Here is a 23106-nt window from a genome sequence, read left to right as displayed (position 1 = left end):
GTGAAAACGGACTTTGCCAATGAAAATCGGTGGACGTTCAACCCTGACGGGGCGCGGCGGTCGAGCTGCGCAGTTCCAGCGTCGCCGGCACCACGACCGGCGCGTTGGGCACAATGCGGCCCGCGCGGTCGGCGATGATCAGCTCGACCGCGCGCGCGACGACGTCGGCGATCGGCTGCACCACCGCGGTCAGGGGCGGGTGGGTGAAGCGGACGATCGGGGTATCGTCGAAGCTGATCAGCGACAGGTCGCGCGGCACCTTGATGCCGCGCTCGCGCCCTGCCTCCAGCGTCGCCAGCGCCATCTGGTCGTTGCTGGCGATGATCGCGGTCGGCGGCGCGGCGCTGTCGAGCAAATGGAGCGCGGCGTGCCGGCCAGAGGCATAGCTGAAATCGCCTTCCGCGAGCAGCCCGGCCGTGTCCAGGCCCGCCTCGACCATCGCCGCGCGCCAGCCATGGACGCGCCAGGCGCTGAGCTCATATTCGGGCGATCCGGCGATCAGGCCGATGCGGCGATGGCCGAGCCCGACGAGATGCTCGGTCGCCATGCGCGCGGCATGCTCGTCGTCCATGGTCAGCGCGAAGCCGGGGCCCTCGGTGAGCGAGCCGATCCGTGCGAAGCTGATCTTCTGCGCCTCGAGCAGCTCAGTGATGTGCGGATTCTGCGAATGCGGCGGAGTGAGGATCACGCCGTCGGGCTGGAGCGCGGCGATCGCGCCGAGCAGCTCGCGCTCGATATGATCGCTATGCGTGTCGACCAGCTCGACGATCATGCGATAGCCATGTTCGGCGCAGGTCAGCATGCCGCCGAGCAGCATCTGGTCGATCCAGTCGGCGCCCTCGCGCTTGCGCCAGTCGGCGATGGTGCGCTCGCGGTCGTTGAGCGCGAGGATGAGGTAGGAACGCGATCCGCTCATCCGCTGCGCGGCGATCGAGGGGACGTAACCGAGCTTGTCGATTGAGGCCTGGACCCGGAGCGTCATCTCCGGCCGGACGTTCGGCTCCTTGTTGATGACGCGGCTGACCGTCTGGAGCGAGACTCCGGCATCGGCGGCGACATGCTTGATCGTGACGGCCTGGCGGCGCCTTGCCATGCCGGTCAGCCCCGCGCCGGGATCGACGCGCCGCAATAGCGGGCGACATAGGCGCCGTGCGCGGGCAGCGAGGCGACGGTGCGGGTGACATGGTCGCGGATCGTGCCGAGCAGCTTGTCGAGCTCCGTATCGGGCAGCTTCGCCGCGATCGGATGATAGGAGCGCGGCACGATGCCCTGGCCCATCATCACCTGGACCCAGCTGTTCTCGGCGAACAATTCCTCGTTCTTGCGGAAGACGCGGCCGGTCTCGCGGAACAGCTCGATCTTCTGGGCGAGCGTATCGGGGATCGGCATCGCCGCGCATTGCCGCCAGAACGGGCTGTCGCGGCGCTCGGTCGCCTTGTAGTGCAGGATCAGGAAGTCGCGGATCTGGCGCGTATCCTCGTCCTGCTGGTCGTTGAACTCGGCCACGTCGCGCACGCTGATCTCGCCCAGCGGCATCATCCGGATGAGGCGCAGCACGGCGCGCTGGATCAGGTGGATGCTGGTCGATTCGAGCGGCTCCATGAAGCCGCCCGACAGGCCGATCGCAATGCAGTTGCGATACCATTGGCGCCGCCGCGATCCGGTGGTGAAGCGCAGCATATTGGGCTCGGTCAGCACTTCGCCCTCGACATTGCCGAGCAGCCGTTCGAGCGCGGCGTCGCGCGACAGGTAGCGGCTGCAATAGACCAGGCCGTTGCCGGTGCGATGCTGCAGCGGGATGCGCCATTGCCAGCCGGCATCATGTGCCATGGCGCGGGTATAGGGGACGGGCGGGCCGACATTCTCGGTCTGGAGCGCGATGGCGCTGTCGCAGGGCAGGTAGTGCGTCCAGTCGTCGAAGCCGGCATGCAGCGCCTGCTCGATCAGCACCGCGCGAAAGCCGGTGCAGTCGAGGAACAGGTCACCCTCGATCCGCGTGCCGGAGTCGAGCACCAGGGCGGCGATGTCGCCGCTCTCGCCATCGAGATCGACCTGGGCGATCCTGCCCTCGACGCGCTTCGTGCCGTCGCCCTCGGCCATAGAGCGGAGGAACTTCGCGTAGAGCGTCGAATCGAGCTGATAGGCGTAGTTCATCCCGTCATCGGGGAGATGCGCGAACTTGCCCTGCAGCGCCGCGATCAGCTCGAGGCAATAGTCGTCATAGGATTGCTCATAGCCCTTGCTGCGGGCGTAGAGCCAGAAATGCTGGAAGCCGGCCGACCAGTGATCCTTGCCGGTCAGGCCGAAGCTGTGGAAATAGCGGCTGCCGATGGTCTTCCAGTCGTCGAACAGGATGCCCAGCTTGAAGGTCGCCTGGGTGGCGCGCATGAAATCGGCCTCGTTGATGCCGAGCAGCCGGTTATAGGTGACGAGCGGGGGGATGGTGGATTCGCCCACCCCGATCGTGCCGATCGCGTCGGATTCGACCAGGGTGACCTCGACCGTCCGGCCCATCGTCCGCGTGATCGCCGCCGCGGCCATCCAGCCCGCGGTGCCGCCACCGGCGATGACGATGCGTCGGGGGTGCGGCATGCCGTCAGTCATTGGCTCAATTGCCTCAGCAGGAAGGCGCGGATCCGGCCGGCGCTTTCGGGGGTCAGGGGGGCGAGGATGCTGCGGCCTTCCTCGGGGATATGTGCGGTCACGTCATCGCCATTGCCGAAGACATAATAGTCGAACAGGTCGCGCCAATAGGCCTTCTGGTCGTCGGGCAGATCGCGGATCGACAGCAGCGCATGGTTGAGCGCGTCCTGCGGCTGGCCGAACCAGCGCGGGGCCTCGCGCCACCAGTAATTGATCAGGATGTTGAACGGTTCCAGCCCCTCGACATGGTGCCACCAGAGCGCCGGGATGTAGAGCGCGTCGCCGGCGTCGAGTTCGGCGGTCTGGGCGTGGACCAGCGCCTCGCGGAAGCGCGGGTGGGCCGCGAAATCGGGCGCGTGGAAATCGACCATGCTGATAGCGCGGCCGGCCGGCGTATTGTCGATCGGGCCGAGATAGAGGTTGCGGAACTGGTCGCGCGGGAAGAGCGTGAAGCGGCGGCGCCCGACCGCGACGCAGGCGAGATTGTCGGGCACGTCGTTATGTGCCGCGATGCGCGTGCGCGTGCCCATCCAGATGCTGGCGAGCGGCGCGCGGTCGCCGAGATCGACCTGATTCGCCTCGTGCAGGCCGTCGAAAAATTCGTGCATGTCGATCGAGGCGAGATAGATCGGCGGGGCGTCCGCCCGGCCTTCGTTCGCCTCGATCTTGGCGAAGATCTCCGACAACCGGGCGCGCAGCATGTGGAAGTTCATGCCCATCGCGTCGTCGTAGAATAGCCGTCCGCCCGAAGCCGGCGACCCGACCGAGACTGCGAAGGGAATGTCGCGGTGCCGCTCCAGCAGATAGGCGCGCGCGTCGCGGTTGGAGCGCCGGCCTGCCTGGACCAGCGGCCAGTCGGCGACGAGCCCGCGCACCACGAAGGGGCGATCGGCCTCGCGCAGGAGGGTGTCGAGCGCGGCGGCGTCGGCGACCTCGACCTCGACCTCGGGCACCGGCGCGAGCGCCTCGAAGATTCCGGGGTCGGCCTCAGCCATGTCCGATCCGGCGGTTCTTGCGCGCGATCAGCTCGCGCAGCCGGCCGAGCGACGCGATCGCCATGAAGATCGGCATCAGATGGCCGTCGGCGTGCAGCTTGCCCAAGGTCGCCGCGTCGAGCTCGCGCAGCCGATCCTCGTCGATCCCGTGGAAGCCGACCAGGCGGTTGGTCGATCCGTCGTCGAGCTTGATCTCGAGCGTCAGCGGCTCGAGCAGCTTGTAGCGATCGAGTGCGGCGAAAAAGCCTTCGGACTCGCGATAACCCAGGTCGAGTTCGCCCAGTTTATGTGTGATCGATTCGAGATAGGGTGTCGGCCGCCCATCCTCGTCGAACAGCCGCACACCGTCTGCGCCAATCCGCGGGCTGGCGAGGTCGATATGCACCTGCTTGTCGCCGCCTTCCGTCGGCGACCCACCGATCAGAAAGGGCTGGATGTCGATCGCCAGCGGCAGGTAGCGCGCATCCCATCGGCCATCGTCGAGGAACAGATTCTCGCCCGTATCGAAGCCGAACATCGCCAGCGCGGTGAAGCGGTCGCGCTCCGCATTCAGGCGGAACAGGATCGGATAGTCGTCCTGCACGCGGCGGAACTCGCTTGGCACCGCGATGGCGCACATCACCGCGTCGCCCAGCGCGATGCCGCGGTCAGTGCGCACGCGGAGGTCGCGATGGTCTTCGAGGGTGAGAAGCGCGTGTTCGGACATATCAGCGCGTATTTTCCATGGGAGGCGCCATAGCGTGATGCGCGCGCAGCGCATCGAGATAGGCACGATTGGTGGGCAGGCTGGCGGCGAGCACGCGGGACCGCTGCTCGACCTGGCCGAGCTGTTGCGTCACGCCGTTGCCGGGCGCGCCGAGGATGGCGCCGGCGGGCGGGGCGGGGAAGCCCATGCCGTAGAGGATATATTGGTAGCTCGCCGCGGGGAAGATCTCCTCCGCCGCGGGCAGGTCGGCACGCGACGGCGGCTGGTCGCGCCAGAGGCGGAGCAAATCGGCCAGCCGCGGCGGGATCGAGGCAGGATCGCGGTGGTCGCGCCAATAGGGCTCGTCGCGCGCGCTCAGCACATAATGGAGCTTGAGGAATTCGACGATCCGGTCCCAGCGGTAACGGAACAGCGTGTTGAAGCGGTCCGCATGGATCGGCATCACGTCGCGGGTCGCCGGGAAATTGTCGAGCAGCGCCTCCAGCGACAGCTCGGTCAGCACGATCGCCGATGCCTCGAGCGGTTCGAGGAAACCCGCCGACAGCCCGATCGCGAGGCAATTGCGTTCCCAGAAGCGCTCGCGATGGCCCGAGCGGAAGGTGAGGCGGCGGAAGGTCAGGCGATCGGTATCGGCGCCGGGCAGGGCGCGGCGCAGATAGGCGGCGAGAGTCGCCTCGGCCTGCTCGTCGCTCGCGTGGCGCGACGAATAGACGCAGCCCACGCCGCGCCGCGTCGGCAGGCCGATGTCCCAGATCCAGCCTGCGGCGTGCGCGGTGGCGTTGGTCTGCGACGCGATCGGGCTGCCGGGCGCGACCGGCACCTGCACGGCCAGTGCGCGATCATTGAACAGCTCGTGGCTGCGATCGAGGAAATCGACCCCATATTGCCCGCCGATCAGCAGGGCGGCGTGGCCGGTGCAATCGATGAACAGGTCGCCCGCGACATCGCCCGACGCCCGGGTACGGACCGCCGCGATGTCGCCGTCTTCGCTGCGTTCGACCGAAACGACATGGTCGCGGACAAGATGCACGCCGAGCCGATCGGTGGCGTGCCGGCTCAGCAGCGCCGCCAGCTTTGTGGCGTCGAGGTGATAGGCATAGTTCAGCGCGCCGGCATAATCCGGCATCGCGCGCTGGCGCGGCGCCAGGTCGAGCGCGCACGGGCGCGCCTGCGGCGTGACCGTGTCGGCAAAGCCGCGGCCGGGCGCGGCATCGTGCCATGCCGCCACCACGTCGCGCGGATCGCCGTCGATCGGGGCGACGAAGGGGTGGAGATAGGCGTCGCCATCGCCGCCGGTGCGCCAGCCGATAAAACGCGAGCCCTGTTTGAACGAAGCGTCGCAGGCGAGCAGGAATTCGGTCTCGCTGATGCCGATCCGCTCCAGCGTCCGCCGCATCGTTGGCCAGGTGCCCTCGCCGACGCCGATGGTGGGGATATCGGGGGATTCGATCAGCGTCACGCAAAGCGGCGCCGGAGCCGCCGGGTTGGCGCGCGCGGCGATGAGGCACGCCGCGAGCCAGCCGGCGGTGCCGCCGCCGACGATCACGACCCTCGAGACTGCCTCGTCCACGCTACGCGCCTTCATCCACGATCGGCAACTTGCCGCGCCAGGAGAGGAAAAGCCACCCTCGTCGGAGGGTGGCTTTCCTGTCACCGGCAATGTCCCAACGGTCGGATCAGAACGCCGCGCGAACACCGAACGAGTAGCGCGCGAAGCCCGGTGCGACGACGGTCACGTTGCGATCGGACCGCAGATGCTGGCGCCGGCCCGACCCGGTCAGGTTGATGCCCTCGGCAAAGACGCTGATGCCCTTCATGAACTCGTAGCTCGCGCTCGCGTCCACCTGGCCATAGGCTTCGGTGTAAGTCGGATTGATGCCGGTCGAGTTCAGGAATTCGTCGCGCCAGTTATACGCGACGCGCGCTTGGATGCCGTATTTGTCGAAGAACGCCACCGCGTTGGCGCTGTTGCTGAGCCCGGTCAGCGCGAACTGGGTGACGGTCGAAGGCTTGGTATTGTCGTACACCGCGCTGCCGTCGACGATCGTGTAGTTCAGGATGGCGCCGAAGCCGGTATCCCAGAAGCTGTGCTGAATGGCGAATTCCCAGCCATGGAGCGTCGCCGTCTGATCGCTGTTCACCGGCGTGGTGATCTTGAAGTTGAGCGCCGGATCCTCGGGCAGCGAATAGATTAGGCCCAGCGCCGCGTTCGACGATTGCGGGTAATGCGCGAAGATATACTGGCGGATCTGGGTGGCCGTCGCATTCGGCCCGATCGCCGCGACCGCTGCATTGTAGCGCGGACCGCCCTGGGGGGTGGTCAGGCCGAAGGCAGTGGTGTCGAAGCGCGTGGACGCGATGAAGTTCGCGACGCTCTTGCGGAAATAGCCAACCGACACATAGCTGTCGCGGCCATAATACCATTCGGCCGACAGATCGATGTTCTTCGACTTGTACGGGATCAGGCCCGGATTGCCCTGAGCGCCGGTGCCGCCGCCGACACGGAACAGCCCGTCCAGCGTCCGCCCGCCCTGCATGAGGTCATAGCTCGCGCGGGTGATGGTGTGGCTGTACGAGGCGCGCAGCTTGACGTTGTGGAGCGGCGAAATGTCGAAGTCGATCGACGGCAGCCAGTTATCGTACCGGCCGTCGAACCGGGTGAAGGCGCTGTTGCCCGACAGGACCACGTTGAACTCGTTGTCCGCCACCCACTGCGTGCTGGACGGGACGGGCACGAGCGCCGACGAGGTGATGTCGGTCGATTCGTAGCGCACGCCGGCGACGATGTGCGCCGGATTGCCGAACGCGTCGAACTTCCCGGCCACCTGCACATAAGGCGCCAGCGTCTTTTCGGTGATGCGCCGGTCCGTGTTGAACTGCGCTAGGCAACTGCCCTGGATCGAGGCGCCCGATCGCGGCTGGCTGCACGCCTTGAACTTGGATTCGAGGAGATCGACCATGTCCTCGAAATTGAAGGTGTAGAATTTCTGCGCCATGCCCTGCTGCGCCAGGCCCGGGAACAGATTGGGCAGCGTCGCGAGCGTGAACATGCTGTCGGGGACCGACGATGCCGGGCCGATCCCGCCCCAGCTGTCGTTCTGGATGGTGCCGAAGGCCGAGCGTACCTTGTTCTCGATATAGGAGACGCCGAAGTCGAGGCCGTCGAGCAAACCACCCTCATGGTCGTAATGGATACCCAATTGGGCCTGGTTGATCGTGTCCTTGAAATAGGCGTTGCGGAAGGCGTTGCCGGTGGGTGTGATCAGTGCCGCGTTGAGCGGGTCGATGCCGGGGGCCATGTTGTACGAGATGACCGGCAGGTCATGGTCGAAATTGATCGTCTGGTTCTGGACGCCGAAGATCGCGGTGCCGACCGACATGCTCGAGCCGAACCGGTTGGTCGGCTTCACTTCCGCGGTCGAGTGATGCCCATCAAGCGTCACCGTCACCCCGCCCGGGGCCTTCCACACCAGATTGCCGCCAAGCGACTTGTTCTCGGCGCGGTTCGCAGTGAGCGAGCCGCTATAGGACAGGTCCTTGCCAACGTTGCAGACCGTCGACGGCGCCACGCACCCCGCATCCGGCACCGCGAAGCGCTCGGTATAGAAGACCGGGCCGGCGACCGGGCCGTCGGTCCAGGAACTCGACGTGTCGCCATGGTTGAACCAGATGCCGACATTGCTGTTGCGGATTTCGACGGTGTTGCGCGAATAGGTATAGTCGATCGTCGCGGTCAGCTCGTCGGTCGGGCGGAATTGCAGGACGGCCTGGCCGTTGATGCGCTCGCGATCGATGTCGTTGAACTCGTACGACGCGTTCTGCGGCACCTGATAGACATCGGTCGGATCGGGTCGGTTGGTGATGTTCGCGGCGCCCGGGCTGCCGGGCTGCGCCAGCGAGCCCCAGTTGTTCTCGTTGCCGAGATACCCGTCGCGCCAGCCGACGACGCCCTGGTTCGTGCTTGCCTTGCGCTTCTGGTACGACCCGATGATCGCGATGCCGATCCGGTCGTCCGCGAAGGTGCTGCTGAAGATGCCCGAGACTTCCGGCGTGATGTCGTTCTTGCCGTTCTGCGAGCTGTCGATCACGCCCTTGACGGTGAGGCTGCCGCGCATGCCGGGCCGGTCGAGCGGGCGCGGGGTCCGGATGTTGATGGTCGAGCCGATGCCGCCCGATTCGATCGAGGCGCGACCGCTCTTGTAGACCTCGACCGCGGCGATGCCTTCGGAGGCGAGGTTGGCGAAGTCGAAGGAACGCGAGGACGGCGCGCTGCCGCCGTCGCCGATCAGCGCGGTCGGCATCTGGCGGCCGTTGAGCGTCACCAGGTTGAATTCGGGCCCGAAGCCGCGGACGGTGACGAGCGAGCCCTCGCCGTTGGACCGGTCGATCGACACGCCGGTGATGCGCTGAAGCGATTCGGCGAGGTTGGTGTCGGGGAATTTGCCGATGTCCTCGGCCGAGATCGCATCGACCACGCCCTGCGAGTCGCGCTTGATGTCGAGCGCCTGCCGCAAGCTGGCGCGGATGCCGGTGACGACGATATCGGGTTCATCGGCAGCCGGCTGATCCTGGACCAGGCCACCCGCTGCATTCGCGTCCTGCGCATGGGCCGTGCCGGACACCGTGGCGATCGCCAGAACCGATGCTCCAACCACGAATCGCGAAAGCACGCGAGTAGAACGACGCCGCATATATCCTCCCCTGTTTTATCAGTGCAGCTTGATCCGCACTTTATTGATAACGTTCACTTGCGAAATTTGTCGTGCGTTGTCAAGGTCCTTCGCGGAAAGCCGCAAATGGCACCGAATCGGCCTGAGTGGTTGTGAACGTTAGCAATTTGCATGTTTTCGGGCGATTGCGGGTTTCGCCACCCGCGCAAATCATCACCGGGCTGGTGCAAATCGGCAACGGATTCGAGGGGAAAGAGGATGTCGAAAAGGATGCAGGCCATATTGGCCGCGGTGTCGGTTCTCGCACTGACGGGGGCGGCGGCGAGCATCGCCCAGCCGCAGAGCGCCGCCAGGAAGAGCGTCGGCACCAAGAGTGTCAGGCAGGACGCCCGCGCGCGGGCCACCGCGATCGTCGCGAAGATGACGCTCGATGAAAAGATCGGGCTGGTCCATGGTCTGTTCCCGCCCATGGCCAAGGGCAAGACCAGGCATGAGCTGATCCCCTCGGCCGGCCATATCGACGGCGTGCCGCGGTTGGGCGTGCCGTTGCTGCGCGAGAGCGATGCGTCGCTCGGCGTCGCCAACCAGGTCGAGCAGCGCAAGGGCGATGTCGCCACCGCGCTGCCGTCGAGCCTGGCGACGGCGGCGAGCTTCGACCCCGAGATCGCCCGCGCCGGCGGGGTGATGATCGGCGCGGAAGCGCGCGCCAAGCGCTTCAACGTGCTGCTCGCGGGCGGCGTCAACCTGACGCGCGACCCGTGGAACGGACGCAATTTCGAATATCTCGGCGAGGATCCTCTGCTCGCGGGCACCCTGGCGGGCGCGCATATCGCCGGGGTCCAGTCCAACCGCATCGTCTCCACGGTCAAGCATTTCGCGCTCAACGCGCAGGAGACCGGTCGGATGGTGGTGGATGCGCGGATCGACGAAGCGAGCTTCCGCGAAAGCGACCTGCTTGCCTTCCAGATCGCGATCGAGCGCGGCAGGCCCGGCTCGGTGATGTGCTCGTACAACAAGGTCAATGGCGACTGGGCGTGCGAGAACGACTTCCTGCTGAACAAGGTGCTGAAGCGCGACTGGGGCTATCCAGGCTGGGTGATGAGCGACTGGGGCGGGGTGCATTCGACCGCCAAGGCCGCCAATGCCGGGCTCGACCAGGAATCGGGCCAGGAACTGGACAGCGAGATCTTCTTCGACAGGCTCAAGGCCGATGTCGAGGCGGGCAAGGTGCCGATGGCGCGGCTCGACGACATGGTGGTGCGCTATCTGACCGGCCTGATCGAGACCGGCCTGTACGACGCGCCGGTGGCGGAGACGGTGCAGCCGATCTCCTATGCGCAGCATGCCGAAGTGGCGCAGCGCGCGGCCGAGGCGGGTATTGTGCTGCTGAAGAATGACGGCGGGGTGTTGCCGGTCGCCGCGACGGCGAAGCGGATCGTGGTGATCGGGGGCAATGCCGATGTCGGCGTCCTGTCGGGCGGCGGATCGAGCCAGGTGCGGTCGGTCGGGGGTGCCCCGATCGAGATTCCGCTGACGTCCGGGGCGGCGATGTCGTTCGCGCGCGTCACCTATCATGCGTCCGCGCCGCTCAAGGCGTTGCGCGCGGCGCTGCCCAAGGCCGAGATCAGCTTCGTCGACGGGAAGGACGTCGCGGCGGCCGCAGCGGCGGCGCGGGGCGCCGATATCGCGATCGTCTTCGCCACGCAGTGGACGACCGAAGCGCAGGACGTGCCGAACCTGTCCTTGCCCGACGGGCAGGACGCGCTGATCGCGGCGGTGGCCGCGGCGCAGCCCAGGACGGTGGCGGTGCTAGAGACCGGCGGCCCGGTGCTGATGCCCTGGATCAAGGCAGTGCCGGCGGTGGTGCAGGCCTGGTATCCCGGCCAGCGCGGCGGGGAGGCGATCGCCAACGTGCTGACAGGCAGGGTCAATCCCTCGGGCCGCCTGCCGATCACCTTCCTTGCCTCGGCAGCGCAGGCGCCGCGCCCGGCCCCGGTCGGGCTCGATACGATGACCTCGCTCGAGGCGCAGGCGGCGGCGGACCCCGCCAATGCGAGCAAGTTCAAGCTGGCGAGCTTTCCGGTCGATTATGTCGAAGGCGCCGATGTCGGCTATCGCTGGTACGAGAAAAAGGGCCGGCAGCCGCTCTTCGCCTTCGGGCACGGGCTGAGCTACACCAGCTTTACCTATCGGCGGCCGGTGGTGACCGGGGGCAAGACGCTGAGCCTCTCGTTCGAGGTGGTGAACAGCGGCAGCCGCGCGGGCGCCGATGTGCCGCAGATGTATGTCGCGCGGGAGGGATCGAAGGTGCCGATGCGCCTTGCCGCGTTCACGCGCATCACCTTGAAGCCAGGCGAGGTGCGGCGCGTGACCCTGACCGCGGAGCCGCGCATCCTGGCCGATTATGACGTGAAGCTGCCGGGCTGGCGGATCGCGGGCGGCACATACCGGGTGGCGCTGGGGCGTGATGCGACGGATCGCTCGATCGTCTCGACCGCCACGGTGGCGGCGGCGACGATGAAACCGTGAGCACTTCCGTCATGCCGGACTTGTTCCGGCATCCATCCTGCGGCGAGGCGCAGCGTGCATCATGAAGCGCTGCGCCTGGACCACGATGGACCCCGGAACAAGTCCGGGGTGACGATTGAAGGATGATGAGCCGACACTAAGGATCGACGCCCCCAACCCCGGGCAGTTGCCGATTGCCGCCGGCACGGGCAAGGTCGGGCGACCGCTGATGCCTTTCCCCCTCGCTCCTGCGCTCGCGGCCGGACCGCGCACCGGCCACCGGCCGATCGGCTTCCTGCTGATCTATGCGATCGCGCATGCCGGCGGGGTGATGGCGTATATGCCGCTGCTCAGCATGCTGCTGCCGATGAAGATCGAGGGCGTATCGGGCGAGGCGCGGATCGATGTGTTCACCGCGACGGTGGTGTGCGGCGCGATCGCGGCGAGCCTGTGCGGCATATTGTTCGGCTGGCTCAGCGACCGGTCGGTCGCCGCGGGTGGCGGGCGGCGTCGCTGGGTGGCGGGCGGGATGGTCGTGACGGCCCTGTCCTACGCGCTGGTCGCGGCGGCCTCGACGCCGGGGGCGATCATCATGGCGACGATCCTGTTCCAGGTTGCGCTGAACGCGATGCTCGGGCCGCTCGCCGCGATCATGGCGGACGAAGTGCCCGATGCGCAAAAAGGTCTGACCGGCGGCCTGCTGGCGCTGGCCAACCCCTCGGCATCGGCGGTGCTGGCGATCGTGGTCGGCCTGCACCGGCTGGGCGAGGTGACTCAGTTCGGGCTCGTGGTGCTGGCGTTCACGGCCTGCGTCACGCCGCTGCTGCTGTCGCGGTCGATCCCGGTGCCGGTCGGGAGCGAGCCGCGCCCGGTCTTCACCTCGCCCCGGCGCGACCTCGCTATCGCCTGGGCGGCGCGGCTGTTCGTTCAGGTCGCGGGCGCGGTGCTGTCGCTGTACCTGCTTTATTATTTCGAGAGCATCACCAGTGAAGACCCGCGCGACCTGGCGCTGCGGGTCGGGCATCTGCTGGCGATATCCTTCATCGTGCCGCTGCCGATCGCGGTGCTGGTCGGCCGCCTGTCCGACCGGATCGACCGGCGCAAGCCGTTCCTGGTCGCGGCGGCGATGGTGGCGGCGATGGGGCTGTTAGGCATGGCGCTGGCGCGGGACTGGACGATGGGGGCGGCGGCGTTCGCGCTCTACGCGATCGGATCGGGCGTGTTCCTGCCGCTGCATGCGGCCTTTGCGATGCAGTTGCTGCCCGACCCCGATCATCGCGGGCGCGATCTCGGGCTGATCAATTTGACCAATACCTTGCCCTCGTTCCTCGGCCCGCTGCTGACCTGGTCGCTGGCGACGCCGCGCGATTTCAGCACGCTGATGCTCGCGCTGGTGGGGCTGACCCTGTGCGGCGGGCTGAGCGTGATCGGGGTGCGCGGGCGGCGTTAGAATCAGACTACCACTCTCCGTTCGCCCTGAGCTTGTCGAAGGGCTGTTCTTTCTTCCGCGGAAGGGAAGAGCAGGGCTTCGACAAGCTCAGCCCGAACGGAGAGGGGGCAATCGGGCCGAAACTCTAGGGATAGCTGACCAGCGTCTGCTTGATCGCCCCGGGCTCTGCCGCGGCGCCGGCCTGGTTGACGAGATGCGCAATCGTGCCCTTGCCGCCGCCGAGCGAGATGGTCGTGACGTTCGAGAACCGGACGCCCGGTTTGTGCGGCGCCTCGATCGCGCTTTCGACGACGATGCTCGGGTCGGCGGTGAAGTTCGCATAGATGCCGAGCGCGACTGCCTGGTGGTCCTCCACCCGGTCGGCGACCTTGTAGGCGGCCCAGCCGCGTATGGTGCCGGCCATGTACGCGGCCTGGTTCGGCGGGTCGTAGGGCAGCTCGTTCTGGTAGAACCAGGTCCGGCCACGCTCGCCGTTCCACAGCGTGTTGTAGCGGCGGAAATGCTCGACGAAGAGCGCGCACATCGTCACGTCGTCGCCGTTCACCACCAGCCCCTGATTGCCGATGCTTTCGTCCCAGCCGACATGGATCCGGCCGCTTGCCCGGTCGCCATGATCGGCACGCCAGATCCACAGATGGTCGCCGATGACGTGGTGGCTGTTGATCTCGAGACAGGTCTCGGCATTGCCGATCGTCGCACCGCCGACGCGGAAGAACAGGTCGGAGAGCAGGGTCGGATTGGCGCGGTGATCGCGGTTGGCGCCCCTTGGCCCGATCTCGACCAGTACGGGTGAAAGGGCGGGGCCGGCGTCGATCATCAGCCCGGCGATGGTGACGCCGGGCACGTCCGCGACGGCGATCGCCTTGCTGCCCCTCTCCGCCAGCAGGGTGGCGAGGCCGAGGCCGAGGACAACGGTGTTCGCGCGCGCGATGCGGAGGGGCGCGTCGAGGCGGTAGATGCCCGGCGTGAGCAACAGATGCCGGCCACGGGCCAGCGCCGCATTGAGCTGGCTGGCCGACATTTCGGGCCTGGCGATGAAGAAGCGCGCGAGTGGGATCGAGGTGCCGCGCGGTTTCCCGCCTTCCCAGCTCACGCCGCTTGCGTTGCGGCGGAGGGCAGGCATGAACACCTTCCACGCGCCGGACGCGTCGATGTGCAGGAACGGCTTTTCCCGTATGATCGGCACAGTCGGAATGCTGGTATAGGGCGGATCGGGAAAGCTCGTGGCGGGGGCGCCCTCGACGCCCATGAACATCATGTTCCAGTTCGATCCCTGCCAGCCGCGCAGCGTGCTGTTGCGGGTGAACCATTGCTGCTGCGAGCCGGAGCGGATCACGCCGTCTATGCGGCAATCGGCGGTGAATCCGCCGCTCGACCAGCCGCCATCGTCGAGCGCGAGGTCGCCGGCGAGATGGACCCGGCGATAAGGCGCGGCCTGCGACACTGCCCAGCGATCCGCGCCGTCAGGCGGGCGGACTGCGAGATTCTCGACGCCGCGCCAGAAATTGACCAGCGCCATGCCCTTGGCCCAGTCCGCCTCGGCATGGACATGGCCGTTGATCGTGACGTCGCCGGGCAGCGCGCCGAGCCCGGCGACCTGGGTGAAGAAGCCGATATTGACGTCGAGATCGTAGCGGCCGGGCTTGAACAGGATGGCGTGGCGCTCGTCCGTGAAATGCGCGCGTTCCATCGACTGGAAGATCGCGTCGAGCCGCCGCTGCAGCTCGGCGCGGGGCATTGACGGGTCGGCGATCAGGACGTTCGGGCCGAGATCGGGATCGCGCGTGCGGGCCGTGGCGGGGCCGGCCGCCGTGGCGATAGCGGTTCCGGCAAGTCCGGCGACCACCGTCCGGCGGGTCGGGTTCGTCTCCATCATATCTTCTCCACCGACAGGAAGGCAGTGACCGTCAGGCGGCCTTTGGCGGGATCGGGCGAGAGCTGCGCGTCCGGGCGGATCGCGCCGCTGTGCAAAACATAGCTCCGGTAGATCAGCGCGCGGTTTAAGCGCGCCTCGGCGAGCAGGGTGCGTTCGAACAGAGGCGTGTCGCCAGCGACATAGCTGCGCGGCGGTTCGCCGCCATGGCGGAGCTCGGCGTCTAGCTGGCCGAGATAGATCGGGGCGCGGGCCTGGTCGACCGTCTCGAAGCCGGTCGAGCGGTGGCGGAAAAAGGCAGTGCCGTCGCCTTCGGAAAGGTAATGGATCAGCGCGATGCGCTCGACCGCAAAGGCGTCGCAATGCGGCAGGCGCTGGTGGATCGAAAGGGCCGCGGGGTCGGTGGTGACCATCGAGAAGCTTGCGTCGATCAGGTCGATCGGGCCGGGCTGGGCGAAGACATCGGCCAAAACCCCGGCGATGACTGGTTGCTGCGTCGGCATGTACGCCGCCGGCAGCGGGGCGCGGATGCCGGGATAATGGTGCAGGGCCGGGCCGAACTCGGCTGCGATCGCGGTGGCGCGGAGGGCGTCGGGATCGGGGGCGAAATCGTCGATGACGACGAGCGGCTGCTGCTCACGGCCGATGCGATGAACGGTGATGTCGCTCATCGCGGTTTCCAGTAACGCACATAATCGACGCTCATGCGCTGTGGCAGCGCCGTATCGTCGACGCCCTTCGCGCCGCCCCAGTCACCGCCGATGGCGAGGTTGAGGATGAGGTTATAGGGGCGGGTGAACGGCCAGGCGGGTGTGCCGCCGGGCTGGTCGTTGTTCACGCGTAGATAGGCGCGGCCATCGACGCCGATGGTGATCGAGTCGGCGCGCCAGTCGAGCTGGTAGCGGTGGAAGTCGGAACAGCTGGTCGGCACCAGCTTCTCGGCGCCGCGCTGTGTGCCCCTGGCGTGGTTGAAGGCGCCGGTGTGGAGCGTCGCGTGGACGATCCGCGGTTGCCAGCCGACCATTTCCATCAGGTCGATCTCGCCCTCGTCGGGCCATTTGCCGTCGGGCGGGAGCAGCCAGATCGCGGGCCAGGTGCCGCGGGCGCAAGGGAGTTTCGCGCGGATTTCGTAGAAGCCATGGCCATGGGCCTTGCGGCTGACGAGCTTGGCGGAGGTATAGGCCTGGCCGCCCCAGTCGGGCTTGATGGGCAGCTTTTCGCGGCGGGCTTCGATGACCAGCGCGCCCTGCTCGATCGAGGCATTTTCGGGGGCGTAATATTGCAGTTCGTGGTTAAACCAGCCCTGGGCGTTGCGCTCCGTGTCGAAGCGCCAGATGGCGGTGTCGATCCGCTTGCCGTCGAACTCGTCGGCCCAGTCGGGCACCGTGGAGGGCGCTTCCATCGGCGCGTCGACGGTGTAGTTGGTCGCGGCCAGGCTTGCCGCCTGGAGCGTCATCAGGATGAGCGGGCTCATCGGGCGGCAATCCTCTTCCGGTCAAGGCTGGCCTCGGGTAAGTCTCTTGTAAAGCCAGCGTTGTGAACGTTATCGTGGGCGGCGACAGGGGAGAAGCTGAAATGCAGCGACGCAGCGCATTGGCCACGATCATGCTCGGCCTGACCGCACCGAAAATGGCGTGGGCCGGTGCGGGAGGCGCGGGCGCGGACAAGGCAGGCGTCACCATCGACCGGGCGCGAATCGACGCGGCGCTGCGCCAGATGGTGTCCAGCGGCCGCGCGACGGGCGCCTCGGCGCTGGTCTGGCAGAAGGGCGCGGAACGCTATTTCGGCGCGGCGGGCGAGGCCGATCGCGAGGCGCACCGGCCGATGCGGCGCGATACGCTGGTGCAGATCTTCTCGATGACCAAGCCGGTGACCGGCGTCGCGCTGATGCAGCTGTGGGAGCAGGGCAAGTTCGGGCTCGACGATCCGCTCGAACGCTATCTGCCCGAGTTCGGCGCGGTGAAGGTGATCGATGGCATGGGGGCGGACGGCAAGCCGGTCCTGCGTGCGCCGGCGCGGCCGATCAGCGTGCGCGACATCATGCGGCACACGGCAGGCTTCTCCTATGGCATGCGCGATACCGCCGCCGATATGATCTTCCATCAGATCGATCCGCTCGCCCTGACCAACAGCCTCGACGAGATGGGCAGGAAGCTGGCGCAGGTGCCTTTGCTGTTCGATCCGGGAGCCGAATGGAGCTACAGCACCGGGGTCGATGTTCAGGCCCTGCTGGTCGAGAAGCTGACGGGCGAGCCGTTCGAACAGCATGTCCGGCGCACAATCCTTGATCCGCTGGGCATGCGCGAGACCGGCTGGACTCAGCCCGAGGAGCGTTTCGCGCGCTTTGCGGCGAGTTATGACAAACAGACCGACGGGAAGCTTCTGCGCCAGCCCGACGAGAAGACGCGCGCGCTGAATTTCGGTCCGCGGCGGTTGACGATGGGCGGCGCCGGGCTCGCCTCGACGCTCGACGATTATATGCGGTTCGCGCGCATGCTGCTCGGGCGCGGCACGCTGGAGGGGGTGCGGATTCTCGCGCCCTCGACGGTCAGGCTGATGTCGACCGACCAGCTCGACCCGCGCATCACGCGGCGTTTCTTCCTGCCGGGCAAGGGATCGGTCGGCTTCGGTTTCGACTTTGCCGTGCGCACGGCGCGGCCGCGCGACGCGAAGGAGAATCGCGGCGCGGTCGGCGAGTTCTTCTGGGACGGGGCGGAGACGACCCTGTTCTGGGTCGATCCGGCCAACGACATGGCGGTGGTGTTCTTCGTACAGGTCAGGCCGTTCGACGGGACGCTGCACCATGACATCCGCGCCGCCGTTTACGGCGCGGACTATCTCGGGCCGCCCGGCGACTGACGGCCACAAAGCGGATTTGCAAACGCTTTCATCGAGCCTATCAAGCTCGGTGAAGGAGAGACGCATGCGCCTTGGACGCGGAATGGTGGTGGCGTTGGCCGTGATGATGGCGACGCCCGTGGCGGCCGGCGGACAGGATCCGGCGGTGCGGCAGGCGGACGGGACATTGGCCGACGGCGCGCTGTGGCGCGCGACGATCCCGGCGAACTGGAACGGCACGCTGCTGTTGTGGAGCCATGGCTATTCGCAGGTTCGCGGCAGTACGGCCGAGGATGGGCCGGCGGCGCATCGCGAGAAGCTGCTGGCGGCGGGTTATGCGCTGGCGGGGTCGACCTATGCCGATGGCGGCTGGGCGCTGGAATCGGCGGTGCCCGACCAGCTCGGTACGCTCGCCGCGTTCGAGCGGAAGTTCGGCAAGCCGAAACGCGTGATTGCCTGGGGTATGTCGATGGGCGCGCTGGTGACGACCGCGATCGTCGAGCGGTCGCCGCGCCGGGTCGATGGCGGGCTGGCCTTGTGCGGGTCGATCGGCGGGGCGATCGGCATGATGAACATGGCGCTCGACGGCGCCTATGCCTTTCGTACGCTGGTCGCGCCCGAGGCCGGGATCAGGCTGGTGCGGACGGGCGACGATCGCGAGAATGCGGGGCGGGTGACGGCCGCGCTGAAGGAGGCGCAGGGCAGTGCCGCCGGGCGTGCTCGGGTGGCGCTGGCGGCGGTGCTGGCCGGCCTGCCGGGATGGACGACGCCGAACAGCCAACAGCCGACGGTCGGCGATTATGCTGCGCAGCAATCGGAGATGGCGAAGAGCTTTGCGATGGGCGTGTTCCTGCCGCGCGGCGATCAGGAGCGCCGGGCGGGCGGAGTGTTTTCGTGGAACACCGGCGTCGATTATGCGGCGCAGTTGAAGGGGTCTGGCCGCGAGGCGATGGTGCGGGCGCTGTACCGCGAGGCGGGGATCGATCTCGACGCTGACCTGGCCCTGCTGGCCAGGGGCGAGCGGGTCGCCGCCGACCCGGCGGCGGTGGCGTATATGACCAGCCACTACACGCCCGATGCCCGGCCGCTGGCGCCGCTGCTGGCGGTTCAGATGACGGGCGACGGCCTGACCTCGCCGTCGCTGCAACAGGCTTATGCCGATGCGGCCAAAGCGAGCGGCAAAGGTGCTTTGGTGAAGCCCTTGTGGGTCGAGGGGGCGGGGCATTGCAATTTCCCCACCCCGGTGGTGCTGGCGTCGCTATCCTATCTGGGGGAGCGACTGGATACGCGGCGCTGGCCGGCTCCACCCGCGACCTTCGTGGCCCATATGCCAGCGCCGATGCTGCGGCCCTGCGTGCGGGGGAAGAAGTGCCGGTGATGAGCGTTTGGTCGGCCGAACGACTAAAACAGATCGTCACCCCGGACTTGTTCCGGGGTCCATCGGTCCGCAAACACAACATCTGCGGCGCTTGCGGAGGAATGGATGCCGGAACAAGTCCGGCATGACGACAGGCTTGAGGTGAAGACCCTATTCGATCCCCTTGCGCTCCACCGTCCAGGCAGGGTCAGTACACAGACCGCAGTCCTTGCCGGTGAAGCGTAGCGCGGCGCGCTTGTCGCCCGCCAATTGCCAGTCGAGCCAGTCGACCGCCACCGCTGCCGCCGCGCCGCCATTGGGCTGAGCGAAGGTGCCGCCATGGCCGACGCCGAGATTGGCGACCATCACCGGCACGGTGTCGATTCGTTTGAAATCGTCCATGCCGTTGGGATAAGCGACGTCCTTCGGCCCGCCGAGAATGTACAGCACCGGGGTGTGCAGCCGCTTGAGCAATGCCTTGTCGACGGTGATGCCGCTGATCGGGTTGCTGCCGTCAGCGAAGATACCGCTATTGTGGATGATCACCGCGTGGACGCGCGGATCGATCGCTGCCTCGAGCGCCTGGAGCCCGCCGCAGCTATGGCCGGAAACCGCGATCCTGTCGGTGTCGAGCTTGCCGAAGAACGGGCTGCCCGGCCGCTTGTTCTCGGCATAGGCCCAGTCGATCGCCGCGATCAGCGCGGCTGACGTGGTCGCGACCGGGGGCAGCTTGCCCGTCGCCGGATCGATGCCGCGCTCGGGCACCTTGGCCGGCTGCGCGCCCGGGCCGCTGAGGATCGCGCCGGGTGCGATGGCGAGATAGCCGTGCGAGGCGATCTCGGCGAGGTGGAGCCGCGCGCTGGCACCGTCGGCGCGGCAGCCGCCATTGCCCCAGGCGAGGATGCCGAGCTTGCGCGTGCCGAGCGCCGCCAGATCGGCCGGGTGATAGACGACATGATCGGGCAGGGAGGCGACGACCTGCTTGACCGCGGGATAGGGGCCGGTGCCGGGCGTATCGGGCATCGCGGCATAGGCGGCACGCTGCGCCGCGACCTCCCTGGCGAGGTCGGCATTGGCCTGCGGGCCGACCTGGGCGGACGCGGTGGAAAGGGCCATGGCCGCCAGCAAGCTGGTCATCGCCGTGCCGCGCGCGAGGTGCCGATACCGCATCCGTCTCTCCCTGATCGACGCCCGAGTCGCACGCCGGCTGAGCGGTCGTGGCGCGGGAATCCGCCTGATTTCAAGGGCCAGCCTATCGAGGGATCGGGAGTCTTGCAAGCGCTTGCAATCAGCTCATAGAAATTGTTATAAGTCATTACTTCCGGTGCGGCGACGAGCGCTCCATCGGGGCTCAAGGGAGTCCATCCGTCACGGCACGCAGATGCCGGATACGGAGGACAGGGGAGAGGAAAAATGATCCAGATGCTGAACCGTCACGCCCTGCTCGCATCGAGCGCCGCGATCGGACTGATCGCTTTTGCCGGCCCGGCCATCGCGCAGACCGCCGAGCCCGTCAGCCAGGCGGCACCCGCCGATCAGGCCCCGGACGCGGCCGAGGACGCGGCCGAAGTGGTCGTCACCGGCAGCCGGATCCGCGGCATCGCGCCGGTCGGCTCCAACGTCATCGCGATCGACCAGGCGAAGATCGCGCAGGAGCCCGTCACCTCGGTCAACGATCTGCTGCGGCGCGTGCCGCAGGTCGTCTCGCTCGGCGCGAACCGCAATGGCGGCACGGCGCAGAATGGCGCGGCCAATGCGACGCGCGGCGCCGGCATCAACCTGCGCGGCATCGGCACCGGCGCGACCCTGCTGCTCTATGACGGCAAGCGCTTCCCGCCCCAGGGCACCCAGGGCCAGTACACCGACCCCTCCGTGCTGCCGAGCATCGCGCTCGGCCGGGTCGAGGTCGTCGCTGACGGTGCGTCGGCGATCTACGGATCGGACGCGATTGCCGGCGTGGTCAACTTCATCCTGCGCAAGGATGTCGACGGGATCGAGGCGCGGGCGCGCTACGGCTTCACTGACGGCAATTACAACGAGGCGCAGGTCTCGGCGATCGCGGGCAAGAAATGGGATGGCGGCTCCGCCATGATCGCGGGCGAATATACCCGCAATTCGGCGCTGCGCGGTTACGATCTCCCCTGGTACCAGGACGACAACCGCTCCCGCGGCGGGCGCGACCTGCGCACGACCAATTGCCGACCCGGCACGATCACCGCGGGCGGCAACACCTATGCCATTCCGGCGGGCGGGGTGACGTCGGCCAATGTCGGCACGCTGGTCGCCGGGACGTCGAATAAATGCTTCTATAACGGCCTCGATGCCGTGGTGCCGGAGCAGCAGCGCTACAGCGTGGTCGGTGCCGTGACGCAGGATGTGGGCAGCGTGCGCATCTTTGCCGATGGTTTCTATTCCTACCGCGACGGCATCATCCTCGGCACGGCGGACACCTTCACCGCGACGGTGCGCAACACCAATCCGTTCTTCGTCTCGCCGGTCGCCGGTGCGACGCAGGAAACGGTGACCTATTCGCTGCTCCCGGAGCTCGGGCCCGATCGCAATCCCTATCATTCCTATTCCTGGAACCTGATGGGCGGGGTCGAGGCCAAGCTGTTCGGCGACTGGTCGGGCACCGTCTATTATGCGCACGGCGCCTCGCGCGACGTGGCGGATCGCCGCAAGGGCGTGAACACGGCGGCGCTGAACGCGCCGCTGGCCGACACCAATCCCGCGACCGCGCTCAACGTGTTCGGCGGGACCAACAATGCGGCGACGCTCGCGCGGATCAACGACAATTATTTCGTCATCACCGGGGCGACGCGGCTCGATGTGGTGAACGCGCAGATGGACGGATCGCTGTTCGCGCTGCCGGGCGGCAATGTCCGCCTCGCGGTCGGCGGCGAATATCGCAAGGAATATACCTTCACCGATCTCGCGACCGGCAACAGCGCGGCGCAGGTCCATGTCGCCGATGACGGATCGCGCAATGTGAAGGCCGTGTTCGCCGAGCTGTTCGTGCCGATCGTCGGGGTGGACAATGCCATGCCGGGGATCGAGCAGCTCAGCCTGTCGGTCGCCGGGCGCTATGAGGATTACAGCGATTTCGGCGACACGACCAACCCGAAGATCGGGCTGACCTACAAGCCGGTCGATGGCGTCACCCTGCGCGGCAGCTATGGCACGTCGTTCCGCGCGCCGACCTTTACCGAGGTGTCGACCATCGCGGGCGGCGCCGGGCTCTATTACGACACCCTGCCCGGGCCGAACGGGAACCTGACCGGCATCGGCATCGCCGGCGGCAATCCCGACCTGAAGCCGGAGACCGCCAAGACCTGGTCGGTCGGCCTCGAGATCGCGCCTCGCGGCGTGCCCGGGCTGGTCGCGACCGCGACCTATTTCGACATCAACTATACCAACCAGATCCAGGCGCTGCGCGGCACGGCGGGCCTGCTCACCAACCCGATCTATGCGGCGTTCCGCAACCTTTCCCCGACTCAGGCGCAGATCACCGCGCTGATCAATTCGGGGCTGCCGATCAACAACACGATCAACGCATCGGCGGTCGCGTTCATCGCTGACGGACGGCGGCAGAATCTCGGCACGTCGCTGGTCAGCGGGATCGATTTCGGCCTGAACTATGGCTGGCAATGGAGTGACTTCAAGCTCGATGCCGGTGTGCAGGGCACTTATTACACGCGCTACAAGTTCGAGGCGGTGCCGGGATCGGGGCTGGTCGACGTGCTCAACACGATCGGCTTCTCGCAGAAATTCCGGATGCAGGCCGATACCGGCATCGCGTGGAACGGCTTCCGTGCGCGGGCGACCCTGAACCATCTGTCGGGCTACCGGAACAACACCGTGGTGCCGAACCAGCAGGTGAAGGCCTATGACACGGTCGACCTGTCGCTCGGCTACGACATCACGCCGCGCATCACTGTGTCGGTCGATGCGCGTAACCTCTTCGACCGCGATCCGCCCTTCGTCGACACGACGCGTGGCTATGATCCGCAATCGGCCAATCCGGTTCCGCGGCTGATCTCCTTCACCGCCGGCGTGAAGTTCTGAT

At 67.2% G+C, this 23106-nt stretch carries 15 protein-coding genes; 5 read left to right on the top strand and 10 right to left on the bottom strand.

The features are described from left to right. Positions 1–37: 37 nt before the first annotated feature. From AC1DX5_RS01605 to AC1DX5_RS01580, 6 genes are all read right to left on the bottom strand, one after another. Entirely contained in the window at positions 38–1093 is a 1056-nt protein-coding gene (locus AC1DX5_RS01605; RefSeq protein WP_478013889.1) for a LacI family DNA-binding transcriptional regulator, read from the bottom strand. A 5-nt stretch (positions 1094–1098) separates the two neighbouring features. Next, positions 1099–2604 carry a tryptophan halogenase family protein gene (locus AC1DX5_RS01600; RefSeq protein ID WP_478013888.1) on the bottom strand — a complete coding sequence of 502 codons (1506 nt, stop codon included), beginning with the start codon at positions 2602–2604 and terminating at the stop codon, positions 1099–1101. Next, positions 2601–3638 carry a cupin-like domain-containing protein gene (locus tag AC1DX5_RS01595; RefSeq protein ID WP_478013887.1) on the bottom strand — a complete coding sequence of 346 codons (1038 nt, stop codon included), beginning with the start codon at positions 3636–3638 and terminating at the stop codon, positions 2601–2603. Before AC1DX5_RS01595 ends, AC1DX5_RS01600 begins: the two co-directional genes overlap by 4 nt. Next, positions 3631–4344: a SapC family protein gene (locus tag AC1DX5_RS01590; RefSeq protein ID WP_478013886.1), complete on the bottom strand. Its 714-nt coding sequence runs from the start codon at positions 4342–4344 to the stop codon at positions 3631–3633. The genes AC1DX5_RS01595 and AC1DX5_RS01590 overlap by 8 nt, the downstream gene beginning before the upstream one ends. 1 nt (position 4345) lies before the next feature. After that, positions 4346–5914, bottom strand: a complete 1569-nt coding sequence (locus tag AC1DX5_RS01585) for a tryptophan halogenase family protein (protein WP_478013885.1) — start codon at positions 5912–5914, stop codon at positions 4346–4348. A gap of 106 nt (positions 5915–6020) precedes the next feature. Next, positions 6021–9035 (bottom strand): TonB-dependent receptor, encoded by a 3015-nt coding sequence (locus AC1DX5_RS01580; RefSeq protein ID WP_478013884.1) that lies wholly within the window; start codon positions 9033–9035, stop codon positions 6021–6023. Positions 9036–9272: 237 nt separating this feature from the next. Here AC1DX5_RS01580 and AC1DX5_RS01575 point away from each other — a divergent pair, with 237 nt between their 5' ends. Continuing rightward, complete coding sequence (locus AC1DX5_RS01575) at positions 9273–11543, top strand: beta-glucosidase (protein WP_478013883.1); 2271 nt, start codon at positions 9273–9275, stop codon at positions 11541–11543. A gap of 208 nt (positions 11544–11751) precedes the next feature. Further along, on the top strand, positions 11752–12972 hold the full coding sequence (locus AC1DX5_RS01570; protein ID WP_478013882.1) for an MFS transporter: 1221 nt from the start codon (positions 11752–11754) through the stop codon (positions 12970–12972). A 124-nt stretch (positions 12973–13096) separates the two neighbouring features. Here AC1DX5_RS01570 and AC1DX5_RS01565 read toward each other — a convergent pair whose 3' ends face one another. The 3 genes from AC1DX5_RS01565 to AC1DX5_RS01555 are packed head-to-tail and all read right to left on the bottom strand — an operon-like array spanning position 13097 to position 16319. Continuing rightward, complete coding sequence (locus tag AC1DX5_RS01565; protein ID WP_478013881.1) at positions 13097–14848, bottom strand: adenylyl cyclase; 1752 nt, start codon at positions 14846–14848, stop codon at positions 13097–13099. Beyond that, positions 14845–15516, bottom strand: a complete 672-nt coding sequence (locus tag AC1DX5_RS01560) for a DUF6445 family protein (RefSeq protein WP_478013880.1) — start codon at positions 15514–15516, stop codon at positions 14845–14847. Before AC1DX5_RS01560 ends, AC1DX5_RS01565 begins: the two co-directional genes overlap by 4 nt. Continuing rightward, positions 15513–16319 (bottom strand): glycoside hydrolase family 16 protein, encoded by an 807-nt coding sequence (locus tag AC1DX5_RS01555; RefSeq protein WP_478013879.1) that lies wholly within the window; start codon positions 16317–16319, stop codon positions 15513–15515. The genes AC1DX5_RS01560 and AC1DX5_RS01555 overlap by 4 nt, the downstream gene beginning before the upstream one ends. Positions 16320–16420: 101 nt before the next feature. Between AC1DX5_RS01555 and AC1DX5_RS01550 the strand changes: the two genes are divergently transcribed. Both AC1DX5_RS01550 and AC1DX5_RS01545 read left to right on the top strand, forming a co-directional pair. Beyond that, on the top strand, positions 16421–17704 hold the full coding sequence (locus tag AC1DX5_RS01550) for a serine hydrolase domain-containing protein (RefSeq protein ID WP_478013878.1): 1284 nt from the start codon (positions 16421–16423) through the stop codon (positions 17702–17704). 64 nt (positions 17705–17768) lie between these two features. Next, positions 17769–19061, top strand: a complete 1293-nt coding sequence (locus AC1DX5_RS01545) for an alpha/beta hydrolase family protein (RefSeq protein ID WP_478013877.1) — start codon at positions 17769–17771, stop codon at positions 19059–19061. Positions 19062–19211: 150 nt separating this feature from the next. On the opposite strand, the gene AC1DX5_RS01540 is transcribed toward AC1DX5_RS01545, so the two are convergent. Further along, complete coding sequence (locus AC1DX5_RS01540; protein ID WP_478013876.1) at positions 19212–20210, bottom strand: dienelactone hydrolase family protein; 999 nt, start codon at positions 20208–20210, stop codon at positions 19212–19214. Between the two features lie 243 nt (positions 20211–20453). Here AC1DX5_RS01540 and AC1DX5_RS01535 point away from each other — a divergent pair, with 243 nt between their 5' ends. Beyond that, positions 20454–23105 (top strand): TonB-dependent receptor, encoded by a 2652-nt coding sequence (locus tag AC1DX5_RS01535; protein WP_478013875.1) that lies wholly within the window; start codon positions 20454–20456, stop codon positions 23103–23105. The last annotated feature ends 1 nt before the right edge of the window (position 23106 follow it).

It is taken from the genome of Sphingomonas sp. P2_B6 (assembly GCF_056404755.1).
This window is presented reverse-complemented; position numbering and strand designations above follow the sequence as displayed.

Bases quoted from the DNA above. Each gene is read 5' to 3' on its own strand.
- AC1DX5_RS01550 (WP_478013878.1), top strand. From the start codon at position 16,421: ATGCAGCGACGCAGCGCATTGGCCACGATCATGCTCGGCCTGACCGCA.
- AC1DX5_RS01555 (WP_478013879.1), bottom strand. From the start codon at position 16,319: ATGAGCCCGCTCATCCTGATGACGCTCCAGGCGGCAAGCCTGGCCGCG.
- AC1DX5_RS01595 (WP_478013887.1), bottom strand. From the start codon at position 3,638: ATGGCTGAGGCCGACCCCGGAATCTTCGAGGCGCTCGCGCCGGTGCCC.
- AC1DX5_RS01565 (WP_478013881.1), bottom strand. From the start codon at position 14,848: ATGATGGAGACGAACCCGACCCGCCGGACGGTGGTCGCCGGACTTGCC.
- AC1DX5_RS01580 (WP_478013884.1), bottom strand. From the start codon at position 9,035: ATGCGGCGTCGTTCTACTCGCGTGCTTTCGCGATTCGTGGTTGGAGCA.
- AC1DX5_RS01605 (WP_478013889.1), bottom strand. From the start codon at position 1,093: ATGGCAAGGCGCCGCCAGGCCGTCACGATCAAGCATGTCGCCGCCGAT.
- AC1DX5_RS01535 (WP_478013875.1), top strand. From the start codon at position 20,454: ATGATCCAGATGCTGAACCGTCACGCCCTGCTCGCATCGAGCGCCGCG.
- AC1DX5_RS01600 (WP_478013888.1), bottom strand. From the start codon at position 2,604: ATGACTGACGGCATGCCGCACCCCCGACGCATCGTCATCGCCGGTGGC.
- AC1DX5_RS01590 (WP_478013886.1), bottom strand. From the start codon at position 4,344: ATGTCCGAACACGCGCTTCTCACCCTCGAAGACCATCGCGACCTCCGC.
- AC1DX5_RS01570 (WP_478013882.1), top strand. From the start codon at position 11,752: ATGCCTTTCCCCCTCGCTCCTGCGCTCGCGGCCGGACCGCGCACCGGC.
- AC1DX5_RS01545 (WP_478013877.1), top strand. From the start codon at position 17,769: ATGCGCCTTGGACGCGGAATGGTGGTGGCGTTGGCCGTGATGATGGCG.
- AC1DX5_RS01575 (WP_478013883.1), top strand. From the start codon at position 9,273: ATGTCGAAAAGGATGCAGGCCATATTGGCCGCGGTGTCGGTTCTCGCA.
- AC1DX5_RS01540 (WP_478013876.1), bottom strand. From the start codon at position 20,210: ATGCGGTATCGGCACCTCGCGCGCGGCACGGCGATGACCAGCTTGCTG.
- AC1DX5_RS01560 (WP_478013880.1), bottom strand. From the start codon at position 15,516: ATGAGCGACATCACCGTTCATCGCATCGGCCGTGAGCAGCAGCCGCTC.